At 62.0% G+C, this 21,923-nt stretch carries 18 protein-coding genes; 10 read left to right on the top strand and 8 right to left on the bottom strand.

What is annotated here, in order from left to right:
* The first annotated feature begins 25 nt into the window (after positions 1-25).
* A complete protein-coding gene (locus U5822_RS15280; RefSeq protein ID WP_322856471.1) occupies positions 26-1,912 on the top strand; it encodes a methyl-accepting chemotaxis protein in 1,887 nt (628 codons plus the stop codon).
* A gap of 32 nt (positions 1,913-1,944) precedes the next feature.
* Positions 1,945-2,502: a YiiD C-terminal domain-containing protein gene (locus U5822_RS15285; protein WP_322856472.1), complete on the top strand. Its 558-nt coding sequence runs from the start codon at positions 1,945-1,947 to the stop codon at positions 2,500-2,502.
* A gap of 30 nt (positions 2,503-2,532) precedes the next feature.
* On the opposite strand, the gene recQ is transcribed toward U5822_RS15285, so the two are convergent.
* On the bottom strand, positions 2,533-4,401 hold the full coding sequence (recQ, locus tag U5822_RS15290) for a DNA helicase RecQ (protein ID WP_322856473.1): 1,869 nt from the start codon (positions 4,399-4,401) through the stop codon (positions 2,533-2,535).
* A 215-nt stretch (positions 4,402-4,616) separates the two neighbouring features.
* Here recQ and U5822_RS15295 point away from each other — a divergent pair, with 215 nt between their 5' ends.
* Both U5822_RS15295 and U5822_RS15300 read left to right on the top strand, forming a co-directional pair.
* On the top strand, positions 4,617-5,822 hold the full coding sequence (locus U5822_RS15295; protein WP_322856474.1) for a lysophospholipid acyltransferase family protein: 1,206 nt from the start codon (positions 4,617-4,619) through the stop codon (positions 5,820-5,822).
* Positions 5,823-5,855: 33 nt separating this feature from the next.
* Positions 5,856-6,515: an alpha/beta hydrolase gene (locus tag U5822_RS15300; RefSeq protein WP_322856475.1), complete on the top strand. Its 660-nt coding sequence runs from the start codon at positions 5,856-5,858 to the stop codon at positions 6,513-6,515.
* A gap of 66 nt (positions 6,516-6,581) precedes the next feature.
* Here the strand turns inward: U5822_RS15300 and U5822_RS15305 are convergent, their stop codons facing one another.
* Positions 6,582-7,994, bottom strand: a complete 1,413-nt coding sequence (locus U5822_RS15305; protein WP_322856944.1) for a TrkH family potassium uptake protein — start codon at positions 7,992-7,994, stop codon at positions 6,582-6,584.
* A gap of 244 nt (positions 7,995-8,238) precedes the next feature.
* Between U5822_RS15305 and U5822_RS15310 the strand changes: the two genes are divergently transcribed.
* From U5822_RS15310 to U5822_RS15320, 3 genes are read left to right on the top strand one after another with little or no spacing between them, the layout of a single operon-like run.
* Positions 8,239-8,784 carry a porin family protein gene (locus tag U5822_RS15310; RefSeq protein WP_322856476.1) on the top strand — a complete coding sequence of 182 codons (546 nt, stop codon included), beginning with the start codon at positions 8,239-8,241 and terminating at the stop codon, positions 8,782-8,784.
* A gap of 23 nt (positions 8,785-8,807) precedes the next feature.
* Positions 8,808-9,383, top strand: coding sequence for an acyl carrier protein phosphodiesterase (locus U5822_RS15315; RefSeq protein ID WP_322856477.1), 576 nt, complete (start codon positions 8,808-8,810; stop codon positions 9,381-9,383).
* A complete protein-coding gene (locus U5822_RS15320; protein ID WP_322856478.1) occupies positions 9,380-9,970 on the top strand; it encodes an ATP-dependent zinc protease family protein in 591 nt (196 codons plus the stop codon). Before U5822_RS15315 ends, U5822_RS15320 begins: the two co-directional genes overlap by 4 nt.
* On the opposite strand, the gene U5822_RS15325 is transcribed toward U5822_RS15320, so the two are convergent.
* The 4 genes from U5822_RS15325 to U5822_RS15340 form a co-directional block, all read right to left on the bottom strand.
* Positions 9,967-11,478 (bottom strand): patatin-like phospholipase family protein, encoded by a 1,512-nt coding sequence (locus U5822_RS15325; RefSeq protein WP_322856479.1) that lies wholly within the window; start codon positions 11,476-11,478, stop codon positions 9,967-9,969. The two genes, U5822_RS15320 and U5822_RS15325, sit on opposite strands and share 4 nt — an antisense overlap.
* A 39-nt stretch (positions 11,479-11,517) precedes the next feature.
* Positions 11,518-12,264, bottom strand: coding sequence for a CLCA_X family protein (locus U5822_RS15330; RefSeq protein WP_322856480.1), 747 nt, complete (start codon positions 12,262-12,264; stop codon positions 11,518-11,520).
* Between the two features lie 81 nt (positions 12,265-12,345).
* Positions 12,346-15,030: a mechanosensitive ion channel domain-containing protein gene (locus tag U5822_RS15335; protein WP_322856481.1), complete on the bottom strand. Its 2,685-nt coding sequence runs from the start codon at positions 15,028-15,030 to the stop codon at positions 12,346-12,348.
* 144 nt (positions 15,031-15,174) lie between these two features.
* On the bottom strand, positions 15,175-15,450 hold the full coding sequence (locus U5822_RS15340; RefSeq protein WP_322856482.1) for a hypothetical protein: 276 nt from the start codon (positions 15,448-15,450) through the stop codon (positions 15,175-15,177).
* 238 nt (positions 15,451-15,688) lie between these two features.
* On the opposite strand from U5822_RS15340, the gene U5822_RS15345 reads away from it, so the two are divergent.
* The gene (locus tag U5822_RS15345; protein ID WP_322856483.1) at positions 15,689-17,176 is read left to right on the top strand and encodes an aldehyde dehydrogenase; all 1,488 of its coding nucleotides are present in this window, start codon (positions 15,689-15,691) and stop codon (positions 17,174-17,176) included.
* Between the two features lie 38 nt (positions 17,177-17,214).
* Here U5822_RS15345 and U5822_RS15350 read toward each other — a convergent pair whose 3' ends face one another.
* Together U5822_RS15350 and U5822_RS15355 are read right to left on the bottom strand one after the other, a co-directional pair.
* On the bottom strand, positions 17,215-18,024 hold the full coding sequence (locus U5822_RS15350) for a response regulator transcription factor (protein WP_322856484.1): 810 nt from the start codon (positions 18,022-18,024) through the stop codon (positions 17,215-17,217).
* 72 nt (positions 18,025-18,096) lie between these two features.
* Positions 18,097-19,500 carry an aspartate aminotransferase family protein gene (locus U5822_RS15355; RefSeq protein WP_322856485.1) on the bottom strand — a complete coding sequence of 468 codons (1,404 nt, stop codon included), beginning with the start codon at positions 19,498-19,500 and terminating at the stop codon, positions 18,097-18,099.
* Between the two features lie 242 nt (positions 19,501-19,742).
* On the opposite strand from U5822_RS15355, the gene U5822_RS15360 reads away from it, so the two are divergent.
* Positions 19,743-21,080, top strand: a complete 1,338-nt coding sequence (locus tag U5822_RS15360) for a glutamine synthetase family protein (protein ID WP_322856486.1) — start codon at positions 19,743-19,745, stop codon at positions 21,078-21,080.
* 13 nt (positions 21,081-21,093) lie between these two features.
* Positions 21,094-21,873 carry a glutamine amidotransferase-related protein gene (locus tag U5822_RS15365; RefSeq protein WP_322856487.1) on the top strand — a complete coding sequence of 260 codons (780 nt, stop codon included), beginning with the start codon at positions 21,094-21,096 and terminating at the stop codon, positions 21,871-21,873.
* Positions 21,874-21,923: the final 50 nt, after the last annotated feature.

Here is a 21,923-nt window from a genome sequence, read left to right on the forward strand (position 1 = left end):
AACGACTCTCCGTGAGGGATGCAACGTGAACCTGACTTTCGGTCAAAAACTACTTATCGCCTTCGGCGTGCTGCTGGTGCTGGTCATGGGCGCCTTCACCCTGTCCGGCGATCTTCGCCTGCAACGCACCACCGCCACCTACGTCGACGCATTGATTGATGACACGGTGGCGCAGAGTACGTCCAGCATTGCCGAATGGCTCAACACCCGTCTGCAGATGACCGAGTCGGTGGCCGAGGCGCTGACCAAAACCGGCACCGACGAAGAAGCGCGCACGGTGCTGCAGGCCATCACCACCGGTGGTGGCTTCCGGGATGTTTACGTGGGCCGCACGGACGGTTACATGCTGATGAAGTCCGAGGCCGCCAACGCCACGCTGCCGGCGGACTACGATCCCCGGGTCCGGCCCTGGTACAAGAAGGCCATGAGCCTGGGGCGCGCCTCGTTCACCGAGCCTTACCAGGACGCCAGTACCGGTGACACCATCATTTCCACCCTGGCGCCGGTCAAGCGCGGCGCCTACGAGGGCGTGGCCGGTGCGGACATCAGCCTGGGCGCCATCGAGGACACCCTGAAGACCGTGACCCTGGCGGATACCGGCTACGCGGCGCTCATCAACGCCAAGGGCACAGTGTTGTTCCACCCGAACGAGAAACTGATCGGCAAGAACATCAAAACCCTGACCGGCACCAAGCCGGCACTGGACGGTTCGGTGCTGGAATACCAGGCCGACGAGCAGAATTGGTCCGCCAGCTTCTACCCGATCAGTGAGGCCCGGGGCGTGGACTGGTACCTGGGCACCTTCGTCAACCAGGACAAGATCAATGCCCCGGTGCAGAGCGCCCGGACCACCGGCCTGGTGATGGCCCTGATCGGCCTGCTGATCTCCCTGGCCATTCTGCATGTGGGCATCAAGGTGCTGATGGCGCCGCTGCGCCGGTTGAACACCGCCATGGCCGACATTGGCAGTGGTGACGCCGACCTGACCCAGCGTCTGGACGTGCAGGCCAAGGACGAGTTTGGTCAGTTGGCGGACAGCTTCAATCGCTTCGTGGACAACATCCAGACCGTGGTGCGGGACGTTCAGCGTGGTACTGAAGAGTTGTCCGGTAACGTCCGCTCCCTGCGTGAGACGGCCGGCACCAGCCGGTCGAGCGTGGAGCAGCAGCAGGCGGAGATCGACATGGTGGCCACGGCCATTAACGAGATGTCCGCCGCCGCTGGCGAAATCGCCCAGAATGCCCAGCAGACCGCCGATGCCGCCAACACCGCAGACGAGGACAGCCGGGCGTCGCTGGAGACGGTCGCCGCGTCCCGCGATGCGGTGCAGAAGCTGTCGAAGGAAATCAATTCCGCGGCCGGGGTGATCAACACCCTTGGCCAGGACGTCACCTCGATCACCTCGGTACTGGAGGTGATTCAGGGCATCGCTGAGCAGACCAACCTGCTGGCCCTGAACGCGGCCATCGAAGCCGCCCGGGCCGGTGAGGCCGGTCGTGGCTTTGCCGTGGTGGCCGATGAAGTGCGTAACCTGGCGCAACGCACCCAAAGCAGCACCGAGGAGATCAACAACATGATCGAGCGTCTGCAGAAGGGCGCCCATGACGCAGTGGAGGTCATGAACGCCTCGACGGCGGTCTCCAACGTCAGCATGGAAAAGGCGCAGGATGCCATGGATGCCCTGAACCGCATTGCCGAGGCTATCACCTCGATCAATCAGATGACCTCCCAGATTGCCACCGCGTCCGAGGAGCAGACTTCCGTTACCGAAGAGCTGAATTCCTCGATCACCCGCATTGCCGATCAGGGCCAGGAAGCGGCTGCGGCGGCGAGCGAAAACGACGTGTATAGTGGTCAGATCGAAAGCATCGGGCACACCCTTAACCAGAATGTGTCCCGGTTCCGGGTGTAACGCCCGGACAGGACGTGAGGGCAAGGAACACCATGGCACTAATCGATACCATCATCGGCGCGACCGGCCAGTGGGTCTCCAAATCGGACGCCGAGGCCACTCTGGCAAACCCGCTGGCCTGGTTGCGCAAGACCAGTGGCTACGCCGCGGTCAACCGGATCATTGGCCTGTCGATCCCGTTTGCGACCCGCAACCGGTTCAGCGTCGAGGCGCTGCGCCCGGGTTATGTCCGGGCCAGGATCAAGCTGAAAGGGAACAAGAACCACTTTGGCAGCCTGTACGCCGGCGCCTATTTCCTGGTCGCGGAAATTCCGGGCGGGGTGCTGACCCTGTTTGATCTGGGGCCCAGGTACACCCCGATCCTCAAGGAAATGACGCTGCAGTTCCTGCAGCCGGCCAATTCCGACGTCACCGTTGAGTTCTCACTGACCCCGGACGAGGTCGCGGCCATTCTGAAGGAAGCGGATGCTAGCGGGCGGGCGAAATTCACCCTGGAAGGGCAACTGCACGACGACGAGGGCAATCACGTTGCCAACTCGATCGCGCACTACCGGGTAAGAAAGCAGGGCTTTCAGGAAAGCGCCGACTGAACCGGCGCGGTGGCCCGGCGCCCGCTCTGTCTAGGTGGGCTGGTCCAGCCCGGCCAGGGCTTCCAGGAAGATGGCGCCGTACTTCTCCAGCTTGGCGGCGCCAACACCGCTGACGTCGCCCAATTCTTCCAGGGTCCGGGGCTTGCGCTCGAGCATATCGAACAGGGTGGTGTCATGAAAAATGACGTACGGCGGCACACCCTGCTGGTCTGCCAATTCCTTCCGGCACGCCCGTAACGCATCCCAGCCGGCCTGATCGGTAATCTGATCCCGAATAGCAGCGCCTTTGGCGCCGGTGGAGCGGGTACCCGAACGCTTGACCACCGGGTCCTTGCGCAGTTGCACCACTTTCTCGCCCTTCAGCAGCGGCCGACATTCCTCGGTCAACTGCAGGGCCCCGTAACCCTCGGGGTCGGCTCGCAAATAGCCATTGGCCACCAGTTGCCGGAACACCGATTTCCATTCGTTGGCGGACAGGTCAGTACCAATGCCGAAGGTCGACACCGCCTGGTGCCCGGACTGTCGGATGCGTTCACTCTCGGAGCCGCGCAGCACGTCGATCAGGTAGGTCACCCCGAATCGTTGGCCGGTGCGGAACACGCAGGACAGAGCCTTCTGGACCGCGACCGTGCCATCCCAGGTCTCCGGCGGGTTCAGGCAGGTATCGCAGTTGCCGCAGGGCTGCTCCAGCTGGTCGCCAAAATAGCGTAGCAGCACCTGCCGCCGGCAATGGGTGACCTCGCACAACCCCAGCATTGCGTCGAGCTTCTGCCGTTCCACCCGCTTGAAGTGATCATTGCCCTGGGACGCCTCGAGCATCTGCCGCAGCTTGATGACATCCTGCAGGCCATACACCATCCAGGCCGTGGAAGGCTTGCCGTCCCGCCCGGCACGGCCGGTTTCCTGGTAGTAGGCTTCCAGGCTCTTGGGCAGGTCCAGGTGGGCCACGAAGCGCACGTCCGGCTTGTCGATGCCCATGCCGAAGGCAATGGTGGCGACAATCACCACACCGTCTTCCCGCAGGAAGCGCTCCTGATGCCGGGCCCGATCTTCGGCCGGGAGTCCAGCGTGGTAGGGCAGAGCGGTGTAGCCTTTGTCCGCCAGCATGCGGGCGGTGGCGTCGACCTTGTTCCGGGACAGGCAGTAGACAATGCCGCAATCGCCCTGATGTTCGGCCTTGATAAAGTCCAGCAGCTGTTTGTTCGCATTCGTTTTAGGTGCGATGCGGTACTGGATGTTCGGGCGATCGAAGCCGCTGACGAAGTGCCGGGCCTCGGTGAGCGACAGGCGTTCGGCGATTTCGTTGCGGGTGCGCTCGTCGGCGGTGGCGGTCAGGGCAATACGCGGGACCGACGGAAACTCACTGGCCAACATGCTCAGTTGCAGGTAGTCCGAGCGGAAATCGTGCCCCCACTGCGACACACAGTGAGCTTCGTCGATCGCAAACAGGGAAATCGAGGCGTTGTGCAGCAGCTCCACGGTGCGCGGCTGAATCAGGCGTTCCGGGGCGCAGTACAGCAGGTCCAGCTCGCCGCTCATCAACGCGTATTCGGTAGCCCGGGCCTGCTCAAAATCCATGGTCGAGTTCAGGAACGCGGCCTTCACGCCCAGCTCTTTCAGTGCCGCCACCTGATCCTGCATCAGTGCAATTAGCGGCGAGACCACCACGGCCGTGCCCGGACGCACCAGCGCCGGGACCTGGTAACACAGCGATTTACCGCCCCCGGTTGGCATCAGCACCAGGGCATCGCGGCCCGCAATCACTTCGCGAATGATGTCGCCCTGAAGCGGGCGGAAGGATTCGTAGCCAAATACCTCGTGCAGGACCTGCTCCGGGTCGCGGTTCGAGGCGGTCGGCCGTTCGGTGCTCAGTTGTGCGAAGTCCTGGTCAGAAAGCATGTCGGAACCGGTTAGCCGGCGTGGCGCCGGGGAGATTTCGAAGTCGGATTGGCCGCCTTGGCGACGGAGCGCGCATGATACCAGATTCGCCCGGGCGGGTGGGGAGCGCCGTTGGCAGGGTGGAGGCAAAGTAACCACAGAAACGCTACAATACCGCGTTTTTTGATGACCGTTCAGCGGACATCTCGGACAGACACCAATAATACAGGGCTTCCATGCAGGAATTTGATGCCATCCGTCCCTATTCGGACGAAGAAACCGGTCCGGCTATCCAGCGCCTGGTAAACGATCCGGAATTTCTCGATATGATCGGCCGCTTCAAATCGCCGACGATTGCCCGCTGGGCACCGGCACTGTTGCGGGCCTTCACCCGCCGTTGGCTGGAGTCCCATTTTGGCCAGTACCGCCAGGTTGATGACCTTCAGGCCCGACTTTCCGGCTACGTGGGTGAACTGGTGGACAGCACCACCACCCGGGTCACCAGCAGCGGTCTGGAGCATCTGGACAAAAACAGCGCGCACCTGTTCATCTCCAATCACCGGGACATTGTGTTCGATCCCATGGTGGTCAACTACCTGCTGTTCCAGAACGGTTTCCACACCACCCGCATCGCCATCGGCGACAACCTGCTGTCCAACCGGGTCTTTGCGGAAATGATGCGGCTTAACAAGAGCTTTGTGGTGCGCCGGAACATGACCAGCCCGCGCGAAATGCGCGACGCCTACATGACCCTGTCGGGCTTCATCAACCACAGCATCGACACCAATAACAGTATCTGGATTGCCCAGCGTGAGGGCCGCGCCAAAGACGGCCTCGACTTCACCGACCCGGCGATCATCAAGATGTTCTACATGAGTCGCAAGAAGAGCGGACTGAGCTTCGCGGACGCCATGAGCCGCCTGCACATCGTGCCGGTGTCCATCGCCTACGAGTACGACCCCTGCGACGCCGACAAGGCCAAGGAACTGGAAACCCGCGCCCGTACCGGTGAATACACCAAGGCCGAGGGCGAAGACACCAGTCAGATCATGAAAGGCCTGACCGGATTCAAGGGTCACGTGCACGTGCACTTCGGCGCGCCGATCAAGGATGCGCCGGAGAACGCTAAGGCGCTGTCCGAGCGCATCGACCGGGAAATGCACGCCAATTACCACCTGCACGCCAGCAACTTGGTCGCCTTCCACCTGCGTGGCGTGCACCCGGAGGCCCATTCCACACCGGAAACCGTCAGCGACACGGTGGTGACCGCGGAAGCTTGGTCGCCGGCCGAAATGGAAGCCGCCGAAGCCGAAATGGAGCGGCGCCTGGAGGCCTGCGAGCCGGCCATCCGGCCTTACCTTCTGGACATGTACGCCAACCCGGTAGTGACGGCGCTGGAGGCAAACTCGGACGCCGAAGCCCCCGAGACCGTGCGCGAATAATTCTCCCGACATTCCCCGACAATGAGGTGCTGAGTGCAGGATCTTGATTACATCGAACTGGAAACCGCGTCCAACCCGACCGCTGCCGTGATCTGGCTGCACGGCCTGGGTGCCAGCGGCCACGATTTTGTACCGGTGGTCCCGGAGCTGGGCCTGCCGGACGGCGCGGCCGTGCGTTTCATCTTCCCCCACGCGCCGAACCTGCCCGTCACCATAAACGGTGGCATGACCATGCCGGCCTGGTACGACATCAAGGCCATGGACATTGACCGGGTGGTGGACACTGAGCAGTTGATGGCATCGGCCGATGCGGTGGCGAAACTGGTGGACCGGGAAATCGAACGGGGCATTCCGGCCGAGAACATCGTCATCGCCGGCTTTTCCCAGGGCGGCGCCGTGGCCTACGAACTGGGGCTGACCTACCCGAAACGGCTGGCCGGCGTGCTGGCGCTGTCGACCTATTTCGCCACCGCCGAGAGCATTCAGCGCTCTGAGGCCAACGCCGGCATCCCAATCAACGTCTATCACGGCACCTTCGATCCGGTGGTGCCCGAATCGCTGGGCGTTCGCAGTGTCGAGACCCTGAAGGACATGGGGTTTGAGTCGTCCTACCAGACCTACCCGATGGAGCACAGCGTGTGTCTGGAGGAGGTGTTGGATATCGGCCGGTTTATCCGTCAGCACGCGCTCTGAGCGTCGCGGATCGGCCTTCCGAAAGCGCGGCTCCGGGTTACCCGGGCCGCGTTTTTTTATGGCCGGTCAGCTTCGCCAGAAGGCCGGTGACAGCACAATCACCACGCTGAGTATCTCCAGGCGACCCATCAGCATCCCCACCGCCAGCACCCACTTGGCGCCGTCGGGCAGGGGGCCGAAATTGCCGGATGGCCCGATGATTTCACCCAGGCCGGGCCCAACGTTGGTCAGGGCGGTCAGGGCGCCGGACAGGGAGGTCACGAAGTCCAGCTGCATAGCCGCCAACAACACGGTGATGATCAGCAGGCAAAGCAGGAAAATGAAGGTGTAGGCGATCATCGAGGAGATGATTTCGTCACTCACCGAGCGGCCGTTGTAGTTCCGGGTCAGCACCGCACGCGGGTGCAGCAGCCGCATCAGCTGCTCGCGCAGGATGATCAGCGACAGCTGGAACCGGAAGATTTTCATGCCCCCGGCGGTGGAGCCGGAACAGCCCCCCACGAACATCAGGAAGAAGAACAGCACAAAGGCCAGTGGGCCCCAGGCGGAGTAATCCTCCGAGGCGTAGCCCGTGGTGGTGACCACCGAGGTGACGTTGAACAGGGTGGCGGCGTAGTTGTGCAGCGGGTCGAAGGGCACCGGCGAAACCAGCCAGCGGTACAGGGTCATCAGCGCCGGCACCACCAGCAGGATGGTCAGGAACAGCCGGACCTGCTGGTCCCGGAACAGCACCCCGTGTTGCCCATGCATTTCCCGGACAAACAGGAAGAAAGGCAGGCTGCCGAGAATCATGAACAGGGTCGCTTCCATCAGAATCAGGTCGCTGAACTTGCCCATGGACATGTCCGAGGTCGAGAAACCGCCGGTGGCGATACTGGTGAGGCCGTGGTTAAAGGCGTCAAACAGGGTCATGCCCGACACCCAGTAGGTGAGGACCGCCACCACGGAAAACACGATGTAGACGATCAGCAGGCCGCGACTCAGGGTTTTCATGCGCGGTAAGGCCTTGTCGGTCCATTCCGAGGATTCGGTGGCAAACAGGCGCATTCCCCCGACCCGGAGGAACGGCAGTACCGCAACGAACATACCGATGATCCCGATACCACCCAGCCACTGCAGGATCGAGCGCCACAGCAGCAAATCCGCGTCCATGGTGTCCAGGCCACTCAGCACCGTGGCGCCGGTGGTGGTGATGCCGGAGGTGCCTTCGAAAAAGGCATCGGCGGCGGAGATGCCATTGTCACTGAGGTAAAAGGGCAGGGAGGAGAACAGGGCAATGATGAACCAGCTGGACACGGTGAGCACGAACATGAACCGTGGTTTCAGGTCCCTCGGTTGGTGATAGGTGGAGACAATGCCGAGGATACCGAGCGCGCACACGATACCGGCAGATTCCGCGAACGCCAGGGCGTTCGGCGCTTCGGAACCAGCCAAAAAAAGGACCGGCAACGTCATGAAAATGCTGAGCAGCACGAACATGACGCTCACAATGAAGATAACGGGGTACAGGTTTCTCAAAGAATGCTCAAGCCAGCTGAAACAAGAGTCGGCGTCAGAATACCTGCGGGTGCCGGCTTCCGCAAGGAAATGGCGCAACGGAAGCGGCGGTCAAAGAGGATTAAATCCCTGTAAATTAGCGGTAAAAACGCGGCTTTTTCTGGCAATGTCCGCGAGGTTGTTGCACCGTGAGAGAGCAACAAACGACATCATCCAAGGAGAAAGAATGATGAAGTATCTGCGTTCGTCTGCCGCGGTCCTGGCTGCGGGTCTGCTGACCGCTGGCGCTGCCCAGGCCCAGGACATGTACAAATCCGGTGTCGGTGGCCTCTACACTGGCCTGAATTACACCTTCGTGGACATGGACTTTGGCTCACAGGAAGCCGACGTGGGCACCCTGTCAGCCAAGGTTGGCGTCATGGCGACGCCGTTCCTCGGCTTTGAGGCGCGGGGCGGTTTCGGTGTCGATGATGACAACATTGGCGGTGTCGACCTTTCCGTCGACAACTTCTTCGGCGGCTACGCCACCTTCAATCTGGTGAACGAGTCCCCGGTGACACCTTACGCCATTCTGGGCTTCACCCGGGTGGAGCTGGAAGCGGAAGGGCCGTTCAACACGGTGACCGAGGATGAAAGCGACGTGTCCTACGGCCTCGGCCTGAACATGGCGTTTGCGCCCAATCTCTCTGGCAACCTCGAATACATGCGGTACTATGACGACGAAGATGTGACCGTGGACGGCCTGGGCGTCGGACTGCAGGTCAATTTCTAACCGATCGACCCTCAGGAGTCTGCTTGAACCACCTTGCACACGCATTTCTTGCCCCGGACTCGCCGGAGGCTCGGGTGGGCAGCATTCTTGGTGACTTCACCCGGGGCGTGGAACTGGCCCGCTTTCCGGCGCAGGTGCAGCTGGGGGTGGAGCAGCACTGGGCGATCGACGGTTTTACCGACCGACACCCGCAGGTGCTCGCCAGCAAGGCCTGCTTTTCCAGGGAACGGCGCCGGTTCGCCGGCGTCGCCCTGGACATCCTGTACGATCACTTTCTGTTAAGACATTGGCAACGTTTCAGCCAGACTGATCGTGATACCTTCGTGCAGCGTGTTTACGAAGACCTCCAAAACCATGAAGATCTCATGCCGGAGGCTATGATCATAGTAACCAGGCGCATGGTGCGACATGACTGGTTTGGGGCCTACACCGACCTCGACCAGATCGGCTATGCGCTGGATCGGGTGGCCGGACGGGTCCGGTTTCCCAACCGTTTTACCGGAATCATTGAGGAAATCCGGGATAACGAGCAGGAACTTGAAGAGAGGTTTCTTGCTTTTTTCCCAGAATTACAATCCTTTGCAGGAGGGTTTGAATGAAATTTCTTGGTTCACTGGTCCTCGCGACCGCATTGACCCTGCCGGCTGCGACAGCCTTTGCAGACGAGACCGAGAAGGCTGAGCCGCCGGTCCCGGAAACCCTGGGTTTCGTCGAGTGGGTTGTCATGAATGACACCGGGATCAGGCTGAAGGCGCGCCTGGACACGGGCGCAAAGACCTCGTCACTGCACGCCGTGAACGTCGAGGAGTTCACCCGCGACAGTGAGGACTGGGTGAAATTCCAACTCCCGCTGGGCGATCATGAAGACCAGCCCAGCGAGGGTGAGATCGAGCACGAGGACGTGATCATCGAGTTCGAACGGCCGGTGTACCGGAAGGTTCTGATCAAACGCAAAGGGGCGCCGTCCCAGCGCCGCTACGTGGTCAAGATGGAGTTCTGCATCGCCGGCACCAAGCATGAAACCCAGTTCTCGCTGACCGATAGGGGCAACTTCTCCTACCCGGTGCTGCTGGGCCGCCGCTTCATGCGGGATGACAACATCCTGATCGATTCCGCAGAAAGCTTCATTGCCCAGCGCGAATGCGAATTCAACACCCTGGAGCAAATCGCCAAACAGGCGGACTAGAAAGACACCGACGGGAGCGTCAGTCGACGGCGCTCCCGTCCGTTGCTCCGCTCCCCGAACTCCCGCCGATCCAGCGTTTCCAGAATACTGTCCAGCTCCCGGCCAATCAGGGTCGCGTTCCGGATCATGGCCAGCTTCGGCCAGGTATTGCGTTTGCCCGCCAACACCAGATTCTCGATTTCCTCGTCGCCGTGATAGCTGAACAGCACGTTGCGCCAGTAGAAATGCTTTTTCTCCAGAATGATGTTCACGTCTCCGGTGTAACTCTGGTTCAACACACCGTGGGCCATCAGCACCGCCGGGCTGATGAACGACACCCCAACCCGCGCCAGGTAGGTCTCGAGGCCGGCCAGCATCTCGGACGCCACGCTAACGACTGCGGTATTGGCGAGATTGCGGATGCGGTTGGGCGAGCGCAGTTTCGGGTCCGCGACGAAAGGCACCGCCACCGGATTGATCATGCTGACAATGTAGTGATTGACCCCGAACAGCCGCGACAGCCGTTTGGCCGGCAAATCCTCCGCAATGGAGCCGTCCACCCACTTGCGAGACGGCAGGTAGGGTTTGGGCTTGCCGTTGGCCCCCTTGGCATACAGGGTCACCGGCGGAACCACGCCGGGCACGCTGCCGGAGGCGTCCATGGCCGAGCGGATGTAGACGTTGGGGGAGGTGATGGCGTTCATCAGCCGGGAGTTCTGGTGCTTTTCTGCGGGCGCGATGGAGATATTGATGTAACGCCCGGTGTGCTCGTAGGCCTCCTGGAAGGTCATGTCGTTGCCGATGGCGTCCATGGCCTGCTGTTTCACCGACAGCGGCGAGACGCCGGGTTCCATGCCCGCCAGGACCCGCAGCGGGTTCAGGTGCACCGGCATGTCGTAACGGTAGCGGTCGAAAAAGCCCGCTTTCAGTTCCTCGTTGGTGTACATGGACAGCAGCGCCGAGACCCAGGCGCCGGCACTGGCCCCGGACACCACATTGGGCAGCAAATCCTGCTCGATCAGGGTTTGCACCACCCCGTGATGGCAGTAGATCAGGCCGGCCCCGCCGCTGAGCATGAGCGCGGAGCGGCCATAACAGTGGCTGGCGCGACGGAAGAAATCGACCTTGGCCGAGAGGCGAATCTTGCGGGAGGGAGACGCGGCGACCACCCGCAGGGCCTCGGCGATGGCGCTGACGTAGTCGTCGATCAGCTGCTTGGTGCCAGCCAGGGCACGGTCGTACAGGATCGGGCGCCCGATACCGCTCATGTTGCCGTGGATGCCCTCGTTCAGGACGTAGAGCAGCTCTTCGTGATTCCCTTCTGCGAGCAGTTCGCACAGCTGGTCATAGCGGGCACGGATGTCCTGATAATCGAAGTGTTCGGAGGCATCGCTTCGCCGCCAATCGTCCGCCCCCGAAAGCTTGTCCAAGGCCAAGGCGCACCCATACCACTCGCAATAATCCGTGGCGGTTTGCATGCACTGTCGCAGTTCCTGCCGGCTGAATCCTTTCGGCTTAATCAGGGCCATTGTTGTGTCGTTGTTGGTTGGTCCCTTTGAGTATGGTCCTCAATGGGGTTTGCCGCCAGTGGGCGGCACTCGCGCCAGGGCCTGGCCCAGCGCCAGGAAATAGGCGCTGAAGGCCTCGGCGATGCGGTCCCGCTGGTTGCCCTCGGGATAGAGCCCGAGCCGGGCTTCCTCAGACCCACGACTGCCCTTGACCAGGAAGGTGTTGCGGGGCGCCCGGTCCTCCACAAACGCCTCGAATGCCCGGGCACAGAGTTCTTCCGGGCGCGCCCAGTAGAGGCTTTGCTGTTGGTTATCCACTCGCTGGGAGGCCTCGAACAGGGCACTGGGGCGGGTGCCGTCCTCGTTCAGGAGAATGGCTTCGAAGCAGCGAAACAGGCGGGTGTTGAGCGGGTGTGGTTTGAAGGCCTGGCTGTCCAGCCAGAGCGCGCTGGCGAACGCCTGGCGGGGCGGTTGTACGAACACCTTGCTGGCGATGTAGTGATCAAAGGCGTGGAACCATTCGTGCGCCAGGCTGCCGGCGCCGGCGTTCTTGGCCAGGGCCAGTTGGCGTGTCGCGGGGATGTAATGGGCACAGACCCCAAGCTGGCCACCAATGCCGTATTGCAGGCCGAGACTGCTCTTGAGGGAAATCACCTGTTCCGGCACCTGAAGGGTGCCCATGAGCGCCACCAGGGCGTCGTGGAATCGTCCAGCGGCCCGATCCCGTTCGGCCTCGGTCACCCATCGACCGATCTCGATACTGCGAAAATCGTACTGCCGGCGGATATGTACAAACGAAATGCTCAAACGTCACCTATTGTCGGGCACTGTATTTATGTACAGCATGGTAGTCGAGGCCGGTGCTGCCATGCAAACGGGGTTGGGGGGTCAGGTGTCCGCTTTGTGGTCGCTGGGGCGCGGGTAGCCCGGGTCGGTGCGGATGTGGATGTCCCTCTGCGGGAAGGGGATTTCGATGCCTTCTTCCTTGAGCACCCGGGTGATCGCCGAATGCAGTTCGTGAGACAGGGGCATGAAGTCGAGCAGGTCACGGACAAACACCCGCACCTCGAATTCGATCCGGCTGTCGCCAAGCTCCACGCAGAACACCGCCGGAGCCGGTTCTTCGACCACCCGTTCGTTTTCCTCCGCGACCCGGTGCAGGAGCTCCTGGACCCGGTCGACGTCGGACCCGTAGGCGACACCAACGCGGATAATCACCCGGGTGATGGGGTCGGTCAGGGTCCAGTTGGTCAGGTCCTGGGTCACGAAGGTCTTGTTCGGAATGATCTGCTCCTTGCGGTCCCAGTCCACCAGGGTGGTGGCGCGGATCCGAATGCGGGAGACGGTGCCGGTAATGCCGCCAATGGTGACCGTGTCGCCAACCCGGATGGGCCGCTCAAACAACAGGATGATGCCGGAGACGAAGTTGGCCACGATTTCCTGCAGACCAAAGCCGAGCCCCACGCCCAACGCCGCCACCAGCCACTGCAGCCGGGACCATTGAAACCCCAGCCCGGCCAACGCGGCGGCAATGCCGATGAACACGATGATGTAGGTGGCCAGGGTGGTGATGGCGTAACCCACGCCGGGCTCAAGGTTGAGCCGGCTGAGGAAAACCACTTCCAGGGTGCCGGGCAGGTTGCGGGCGGCCAGCACGGTTCCGGCCCCGATGGCCAGGGCGACCATCAGGTCACCCAGATTGATGGGCACCGGTTCCTCGCCCTCGGTGCCGGTGCTGATGGTCCAGAGCGTGATTTCGTCAAAAATGCCCAGGGCCGGAAACACGTTGTCCCAGAGCATCCAGAGCCCCACCGCCGCAAGGATCAGCGAGAAGATTTTCAGCAGGGTTTCGCTCTGTTGGCTGATGTCGTGAATGTCCCGCTGGGGCATGTCGTAGCTCAGGGGCACGCCTTCGCCAGAGGTCTCCGCCGCTTCCCGGGTTTCCGCCAGTTTGCGCTCCGCCTCCCGGGTTTCCAGCACCCGCTTGAGTGCCATCCGCCGCTCCCGGACCGCCAGGCTGCGCAGCGCCAGGTAGTGCAGCAGGATCACAAACGCCAGCCAACACAGGCTGATGAACATCAGCCCCTCGAAACGCACCGCCGTGTAGTGATAGCCCCAGAGCGAAATGGCCGCCAGGACCAGGGGCATGCTGACCGCCACCCAGTGCAGCAGGCGCAGGGTGAGGCTGCCTTGCTGGTCCTTGCGCACTGCGGTCATGAAGCGCTGGGCAAAGTGGGCCAGGGCAATGGAAGCGATGGTGAACAGCAGGCGCCCGAGGCTGTCGCTGTACACGGCGCCCTTGGAGGTGGACATGGTGGGCATGATGATCAGGATCGGAATCAACACCGCAAGCAGAATCGGGATCTGCTTACGCAGGGTCCGCAGGGTGTTCGAGTTCCACTGGAAGTGCCGTTCCCCAAGGCCCTTGGTGTAGGCGACCGTGTAGATGCTGCGCAACAACAGCGCGACGAAGGCGGCGTTGGACATGCCGCGGGACAGGGCGTGCAGGAACTGGTTGCCGCTCTCCAGCAGCAGATAGCCGATGACCAGGAAGAAAACCCCGGGCAGCGCCAGCAGTAGACTGTAGAACAGCGCCTGGAAGGTGAATTTCCAGCGATCCTTCCTGACATTGCCGACATGGGCGCCAGCGTCGACCAGGGCCTTGCGCAGGCTGCGGCGTTTGACCGCCATCAGCGCCAGCAGTCCGGAGAACAGCATCAACAGAGGCCAGTGCTCCTCCAGCGACGCCGTAAAGGCCGCTTGCAGGGCCTGCCACTTGAAGCCGGAGCCGAACCAGATCACGCCCCGGTAGACTTCGCTCACCATGTCCAGGTCGATGCGCTCGGTGCTGGGCAACCAGAACAGGCGTTGCTGCAGCAGGGTCTGGTAGGCCTCCAACCGGTCGTGCAGCTGCACCACGATGTTGTAATACTCGTTCAGCACCTCGATGTGCTGGGTGACCGACGCGTGTAACTGCCGCAACAGGCGGGAGCGCTGCACTTCCAGCCGGCCGCGGGCGTCGTCCTCGGGCTCGATGACGGCTTCGAATTCTTCCAGGCGCAGCTGTTCTTCCCGCGCCGCGGACAGCTGGGCGGTGATGCCCTTGGTCAGTCCGGCGGCCACGGTCTGGTTCTGCAGGCGTTCCAGGCGCTGGCGCAGCAGGTTGGCGTAGTCGTCGGTCAGGTTCAGGCCGGCGCGCTCAAGACGCAGCTCGAAACTCTCGTATTCGTTGTTCAGACGCTTGAGCAGGGCCTCGGCGTAATCCAGGCGCTGCTGGCTGATGTCCAGCGCGTGCTGCCGGCTGTCCAGGGCTTCGCGCAGTTTCTGGATCTGCTGTTGGATATCGGCATTTTTCGGGGTGGGAATGGTGCTTTTCAGAGGCTCTTCCGGCGCCTCGATTTCCGGCTTGACCGGTTCCGGGTCGGGTTCGGGCTCCGCCTCTTCGTCCTCGGCTTCGGCCTCCTGATCGGCCTGCTCTTCGTCGTCCTCGGCGGGCGGGTAACGTTCGGTTTCGGTCTGTACCGGGGGCAAAAGATCGTCCAGGGCGGCGGACGCCTGGTTCAGGTAACCCATGCAAAAAATGAAAAGCAGACTCACCAGAAGGGGAGAATGGCTGCGAGCTGTCATGGCCTGGACAAACCCTGGATTGCTTTCTGTCAGTCTAGTCAGGATAACCCGCACAGCCAGCAGGACCCAGCCGTGGCCGGGCCTGTGAGATTACGCTGCGTTCACCGTCCTGGGCGGACTGACGGATGAAACCGATGACCGCATGGCCTCGGTGCGTTCACGCCGGGCCTGCTCCAGTTGACTGGAACGCCAGAACGGACGGCCGGCTTCCGCCGCCAGGTCGCCCTGGGAGATGCCCAGGTCACTGACCAGGGCCGCCAGCGCGGGTGCGTCCAGGTGCTGGAGCTGCCGCCGCAGTCTCCGGCGGGTCAGATAGTTGCGCAAATACAGCCTGAGCCGTGCTGAAAGGAATGTCCGAATTGTCATAAGCCACCTCCACGATATAGGTCCAGCTTACCGTTGTGGTGGTCAAAAAGTAGACACAGGCGGCGAGTAGAGTGGCAGCACAGATGGTCGTTCCACGCTTTCTGTACCGGTGCCGGCAGGCGGATCTGTACTGCTTTAAGGTGAGCCCAAGGAGAGTCACTACCTCTTAAGGGATATAGTGCAAACCGCGGCGGGCAGCTAGCCTTTAGTCGAGATCATCTACATCGAAGGGCACTGCATGAAGACAACAGCCGATTGGCATTCACTGAGCCAGACCATCACCCTCCGTCACCAGGCCTACATTAATGGCACGTTCAGGCCGGCGCTCTCGGGTGAGACGTTCGAGTCCGTGAATCCATCAACTGAGCAGACGCTGGCCGAGGTCGCAAGCTGCGACACGGGCGATGTGGAACTGGCGGTGACCAGGGCCCGGGAGGCCTTCCGGTCCGGGGTCTGGTCGAGAAAGGCGCCGGGCGAACGGAAGCAGGTGCTGCTTCGGCTGGCCGAGCTGATGGAGCAACATGGAGACGAACTGGCGTTGCTGGACAGCCTGGACATGGGCAAATCCATCAGCGAGATGCTGAGCGTTGACCTGCCGGACTCGATCGACTGTTTCCGCTGGACCGCCGAATCCATCGACAAGATGTACGGCGAGATTGCACCGACCGGGGGCGAGACACTGGGCCTGATCAGCCGTGAACCGGTTGGCGTGGTGGCGGCCATCACGCCGTGGAATTACCCCTTAATGATGGCCAGCTGGAAGCTGGCACCGGCCCTGGCGGCCGGTAACTCCGTGATCCTCAAACCCTCGGAAAAGAGTCCACTGAGTGTGCTGCGCCTGGCCGAGCTGGCGACCGAAGCCGGTCTGCCGGATGGTGTGCTCAACGTGCTCCCGGGCTTCGGCCACACCGCCGGCAAGGCCCTGGCACTGCATAACGACGTGGATGTGCTGGCCTTCACCGGCTCCAGCCGGGTGGGCGGGCTGCTGATGGAATACGCCGGACAGTCCAACCTCAAGCAGGTCTGGCTGGAAGCCGGTGGCAAATCCCCGATGGTGGTGTTCGAGGACTGCGCCGATATTGAGAAGGCCGCCACCACGGCCGCTGCGGCCATCTTCTCCAATCAGGGCGAGGTCTGCATTGCCTGTTCGCGCCTGTACCTGCAGCACTCCATCAAGGACCAGTTCCTGCAGGCCCTGCTGGCCGCGGCCAAGCAATATCGCGGCGGTGACCCCCTGAACCCGGACACCCGCATGGGCGCCCTGGTCGACAAGGCCCAACTGGACACCGTGGCCCGGTACATCAAATCGGCCATGGACGATGGCGCCACAGTGGTCACCGGCGGCATGCCCGAATACCTCGAAGGCCAAGGCTTTTACGTCGAACCGACCATCATCACCGGGGCCCGCAACGACATGGCCTTTGTGCAGGAGGAGATTTTCGGCCCGGTCCTTGCCGTCTGTAATTTCGACACCGAAGACGAGGCCGTGCACCTGGCCAACGACAACCGTTACGGCCTGGGCGCCTCCGTCTGGACCGACAACCTGTCACGGGCCCACCGGGTCAGCCGGCAGATCCAGAGCGGGATGGTGTGGGTCAACGGCTGGGGTGGGGGCGACTCGACCATGCCATTCGGGGGCGTCAAAGCCTCCGGCAATGGCCGCGACAAGTCCCTGCATTCACTGGAAAAGTACACCGAGCTGAAAACCGTCTGGATCAGCCTCTGACCGGCAGCGTTGGGGCCCGGTTATGAACGCCGGGCCGTTTACGACTCGTCGAGGTTGTTCAGGTGGGTGATGAACTGGGTAAAGATCTCCGCCTGGGTCGAGGTGTTCAGGCGGTTATGGATGTTCTTGCGATGCACCTTGACCGTGCCAACGCTGATTTTCAGCTGGTCCGCGATGGCCTGGGACGAATGCCCGCGCAGGATCAGGTCGGTGATCTCGCGCTCCCGCTGGGTCAGCACCCCGCTGGCGAAGGTTCTTAAAGCCCGCTTCATCGGGCCGTCCGAGCGTCCGTACTGGAGATACTCCCGGGACTGGGCCAGCCAGAACTGCCGGACCAGGGCACTCAACACCGGAAAACACTCGTTCAGGGCGTTCAGCTCGGTGCGGGAAATGCTGTCCAGTGCCGCCTTGCGCCCGAGGGTCAGGGTACAGGTCACCTCATCATCGAGCTGCACGATCAGATTGATCTCATCCACCAGGCCAAAGTTCTGGTAGCAGGTCTGGAAATACTCCGTCTCCTTGAACGAATCCGGCATGATGTCCACCAGCCGGACCACCCCGGGCGCAATGCCGGATTTGATCGCATGAAACAGCGGGTCGAGGACGTAGGCGCGGCTGATGTACTGCCGAAGCGTGTCACTCTGTTCTTCCGGTGCGGTCGGGTAGATCAGGATAGGGCGTAGTGACTTCTTGTAGGTAACAACAATAAAGGTGTCGAAAAAACAGAGTGTTGAGAGGAAGTCTTCAAGGACAGCCGGAAAGTTTCGCAGGCGCTGATGCTCGATCAACACGGCGATGTTTTTCTGCCAGCTTTCATTGCTGCTGATGCGACTGACTCGTTCCTGCATGACTACTCGCGCTTGGGTTTGTGGAGTGAATGAAACGCCCGGTATGGCCCGGGCGTCTCGAACCATCGGCGGTCAGCCGACGCTGGCGCAGCTCAGGGTTTCACCCATCACGTCCTCGTAGGTCAGATCAAAACACGCACGCGCCTTCTCCACCATCTCGTCCACCTCGGCGCGGCTGATCACCAGGGGCGGACAGAACACCATCCGACTGCCACAGGCGCGCATGACCAACCCGTTGTTGAAACAATGATCGCGACAAACCGTGCCAACATCAACGCCTGATTCGAACAAGGTGCCCGACGCCTTGTCCTTGACCAGGGCAATGCCCGCCAACAGGCCGACGCCCTCGATGTGACCACACAGCGGGTGGTCGCCCAGACGTTCCCGAACCCGGGACTGGAAGTAGGGCCCAATGGTGTTGGCGACGTACTCGATCACTCGTTCATCCCGGAGCAACCGGATGTTCTCCAGCGCCACGGCTGCGGCCACCGGGTGGCCGGAGTAGGTGAAGCCGTGATTGAAATCGCCACACTTGTTAATCAGGGTGCTGGCGATGCGCTCACCCACCGCAACCGCCGAGATCGGCAGGTAGCCGGAGGACAGGCCCTTGGCCATGGAGATGATGTCGGGCTGAAAACCCAGGGTCTCGCAGCCGAACCAGCTGCCGGTGCGTCCGAATCCACAGATGACTTCGTCGGAGGCGAGCAGGATGCCGTACTTGTTGCAGATGCGCTGGATCTCCGGCCAATAACTGGCCGGTGGCACGATCACACCCCCCGCGCCTTGCACCGGCTCGCCGATGAAGGCGGCGACATTGTCCGGACCCAGCTCCAGGATTTTGTCTTCCAATTCCCGCGCGCAGGCAATGCCGAAATCGTGCTCACTCATGTCACGGCCCTCGCCATACCAGTAAGGCTGGGAGATGCGATGAATGTCCGGCAGGAGCGGCGCGGCCTGCTTGTGCATGCCAGACATGCCGCCCAGGCTGGCGCCGGCGATGGTGCTGCCGTGGTAAGCGTTGTCACGGGCGATCAGGATTTTGCGGTCGGGCTGGCCGTTCAGGGTCCAATAATGGCGAACCATCCGAATCACGGTGTCGATGGCCTCCGAACCGGATCCGGCGAAGAAAACATGGTTGAGATCGCCCGGGGTGATCTCGGCGATGGCCTGAGCCAGATGGACCGCGGGCTCGTTGGTGGTCTGGAAGAAGGTGTTGTAGTAGGGGAGCGCCTCCATCTGCCGATTGGCGGCGTCCACCAGCTCCTGGCGGCCATAGCCCATATTGACGCACCACAGGCCGGACATGCCATCAATCAGGCGCTCGCCCTCGGAGTCCCATAGGTATACCCCCTTGGCCTTCGTAATCACCCGGGCGCCCTTGGCGTTCAGGCTTGCGGTGTCGGTAAACGGGTGCAGGTGGTGCTGGGCGTCCGTTGCCCGAAGCGTAGCGCCGTTGGCGGGTGGTGTGTTTGTCATTGTTGTTGGCATTTCGAATCCCCTGGCTGAGTGGTGTGAGAAGGGCCGGCTGACTGAATTCAGGCCTGGACGCTTAACAAGTAACAAAACCGGGCAGAGCGCTGATATACCTCGCAGGGGATAGAGCTGAGGGAGGCGTGGCCGCAACACCGCGTATACCCCCTGGGTGATAGTTACAGGGTCTGTGGGATGGTTTAGTGTGAAAAGACTCATAGAAACGCCAGCGCCCCAGAGAGATACCTATGACAAGCAACAAAAACACTGAATTCGACTTCTTTATTACCGACCTCAACGGCAATTTGCGCGGAAAGAGAATGCCTGCGGGCGCCCTGAACAAGGTCCTGCATGAGGGCATCAAGCTTCCCCGCTCCGTGGTTGGCTTTGATTTCTGGGGCGCGGATGTCCTGGATAACGGGCTGGTCTTCGAGACCGGTGACAGTGACGGGGTTTGCCTGCCGGTGTCCGACACCCCGCTGCCCGTGCCCTGGTCAGACATTCCGCGCCAGCAGATCCTGGCGATGATGTTCAATTCCGACGGGACCGCGTTCGAGGCCGATCCGCGCCAGGTGCTGAAACGGGTGGTGGACCGGTTCAAGGCGAAAGGTTTGCGCCCGGTTATGGCCACTGAGCTCGAGTTCTACCTGATGGACGGCAAGTCCGAGACCACCCAGCGCCCCATCCCGCCCATGCTGGCCGACGGACGGGGGCGGCGCCTGTCCAATACCGAGGGTTACGCGGTGGAGGAAATGGACGGATTTGACGCGTTCTTCGCCGACATCCGTAACGCCTGCGAGGCCCAGGGCATCGAAGCGGACACCATCATTGCGGAAATGGGCCCGGGCCAATTCGAGATTAACCTGAACCACGTGGACGATCCGCTGCTGGCCGCCGACCAGGCCATCCTGTTCAAGCGCCTGGTGCGCGGGGTGTCCCGCCGCAACGGCTATGGCGCCACCTTCATGGCCAAGCCCTACGCGGATCAGAGCGGAAACGGCTTCCACGTGCACTTCAGCCTGCTTGATGAGGCCGGGCGCAACGTGTTCGACGATGGCACCGACGCCGGCAGCAAGCTCATGCAACAGGCCGTCGCCGGAATGATGGCGACCATGCCGGACACCATGCTGACCCTGGCGCCCAATCTCAATTCCTACCGCCGCTTCATGCCGGGCGCCCACGCGCCGACCATTGCCAGCTGGGGCTACGAGAACCGGACGGTGGCCCTGCGCATACCCGAGAGTCCCTGCGTCGCACGTCGCATCGAACACCGCGTCGCGGGCGCCGACGCCAATCCTTACCTGGTGCTGGCCTCGGTCCTGGCGGGGGCGCTCTATGGCATTGAACAGGAGATGGAGCCGGTGGCGCCGATCGAGGGCGACGCCTACGCGGAGAGCAACGACGCCCTGGTGCTGCCCAACAAATGGGAAGACGCGACCGATGCCTTTGAAAACAGCGCGGTCCTCAAGGAATACCTGGGTGAGGAATTCCAGCGGGTATACAGCTCCGCCAAGCGCCAGGAACAGCGACTGCTGAGCGAGCGCATCACCGACGTGGAATACGAGGCCTACCTCGGCCTGCTTTAACGGGAGACTCCGGATGACATTCAAGATTGGTATTCTGGCCACCGGCATCACGCCGGATGCGCTGATTGACGAATTCGGCTCCTACGCCGACATGTTCCCGCGGCTGCTGGGCAAGGCCGGCTTCGAGTTCGATTACCGGACCTTCGACGTCCGCGACGGGGAATTTCCGGCCGCCGCCACCGACTGTGACGGCTGGATCATCACCGGGTCCAAGGCCAACGTGTACGAGGACCTGCCCTGGATGCGCACCCTCAAAGGCCTGATCCGCGACATCTACCAGGCAGACCGGCCCATTCTCGGCATCTGCTTTGGCCACCAGATCATCGCCGACGCCTTTGATGCCCGGGTCGACAAATTCAGCGGTGGCTGGGGCGTTGGTTTGCACCAGTACACCCTGAAGCGGCCGGTCGAGGGCCTGACCCTGGCTTCGTCGACTTTCACCCTCAGCGCCATGCATCAGGACCAGGTCCTGGAGAAACCCGAGGCGGCCGAGGTTCTGGCCGAATCCGCCTTTTGCCCCTACGCGGTGCTGCGATACAACAATCGTATTCTGACCTTCCAGGCGCACCCCGAGTTTGATGTCACGTTCGAGCGGCGTCTGGTTCAGCACCTCAAAGGCCAGTCGGTCCCAGAGGCTGATGCAAACCAGGCCCTGGATGGCCTTTCAAAACCGGACGCGGCCACGGATTCCCTGGCGATCGCAGCCTGGATGGCGCGGTTCCTGACTCGCGATGCCGATGAGCAGTCCAACAGCTCCAGCGCGAGTGAACGGACCGAGGAGGCTTGCCCCTAGCTCTGCAAGGTTAGGGACTGTCCAAGGTTTCAGGCCGGCACCCAGGTGCC

Origin of the sequence: Marinobacter qingdaonensis, from assembly GCF_034555935.1 — a bacterium.
In the GTDB taxonomy this organism is placed as follows: Bacteria; Pseudomonadota; Gammaproteobacteria; order Pseudomonadales; family Oleiphilaceae; genus Marinobacter; species Marinobacter qingdaonensis.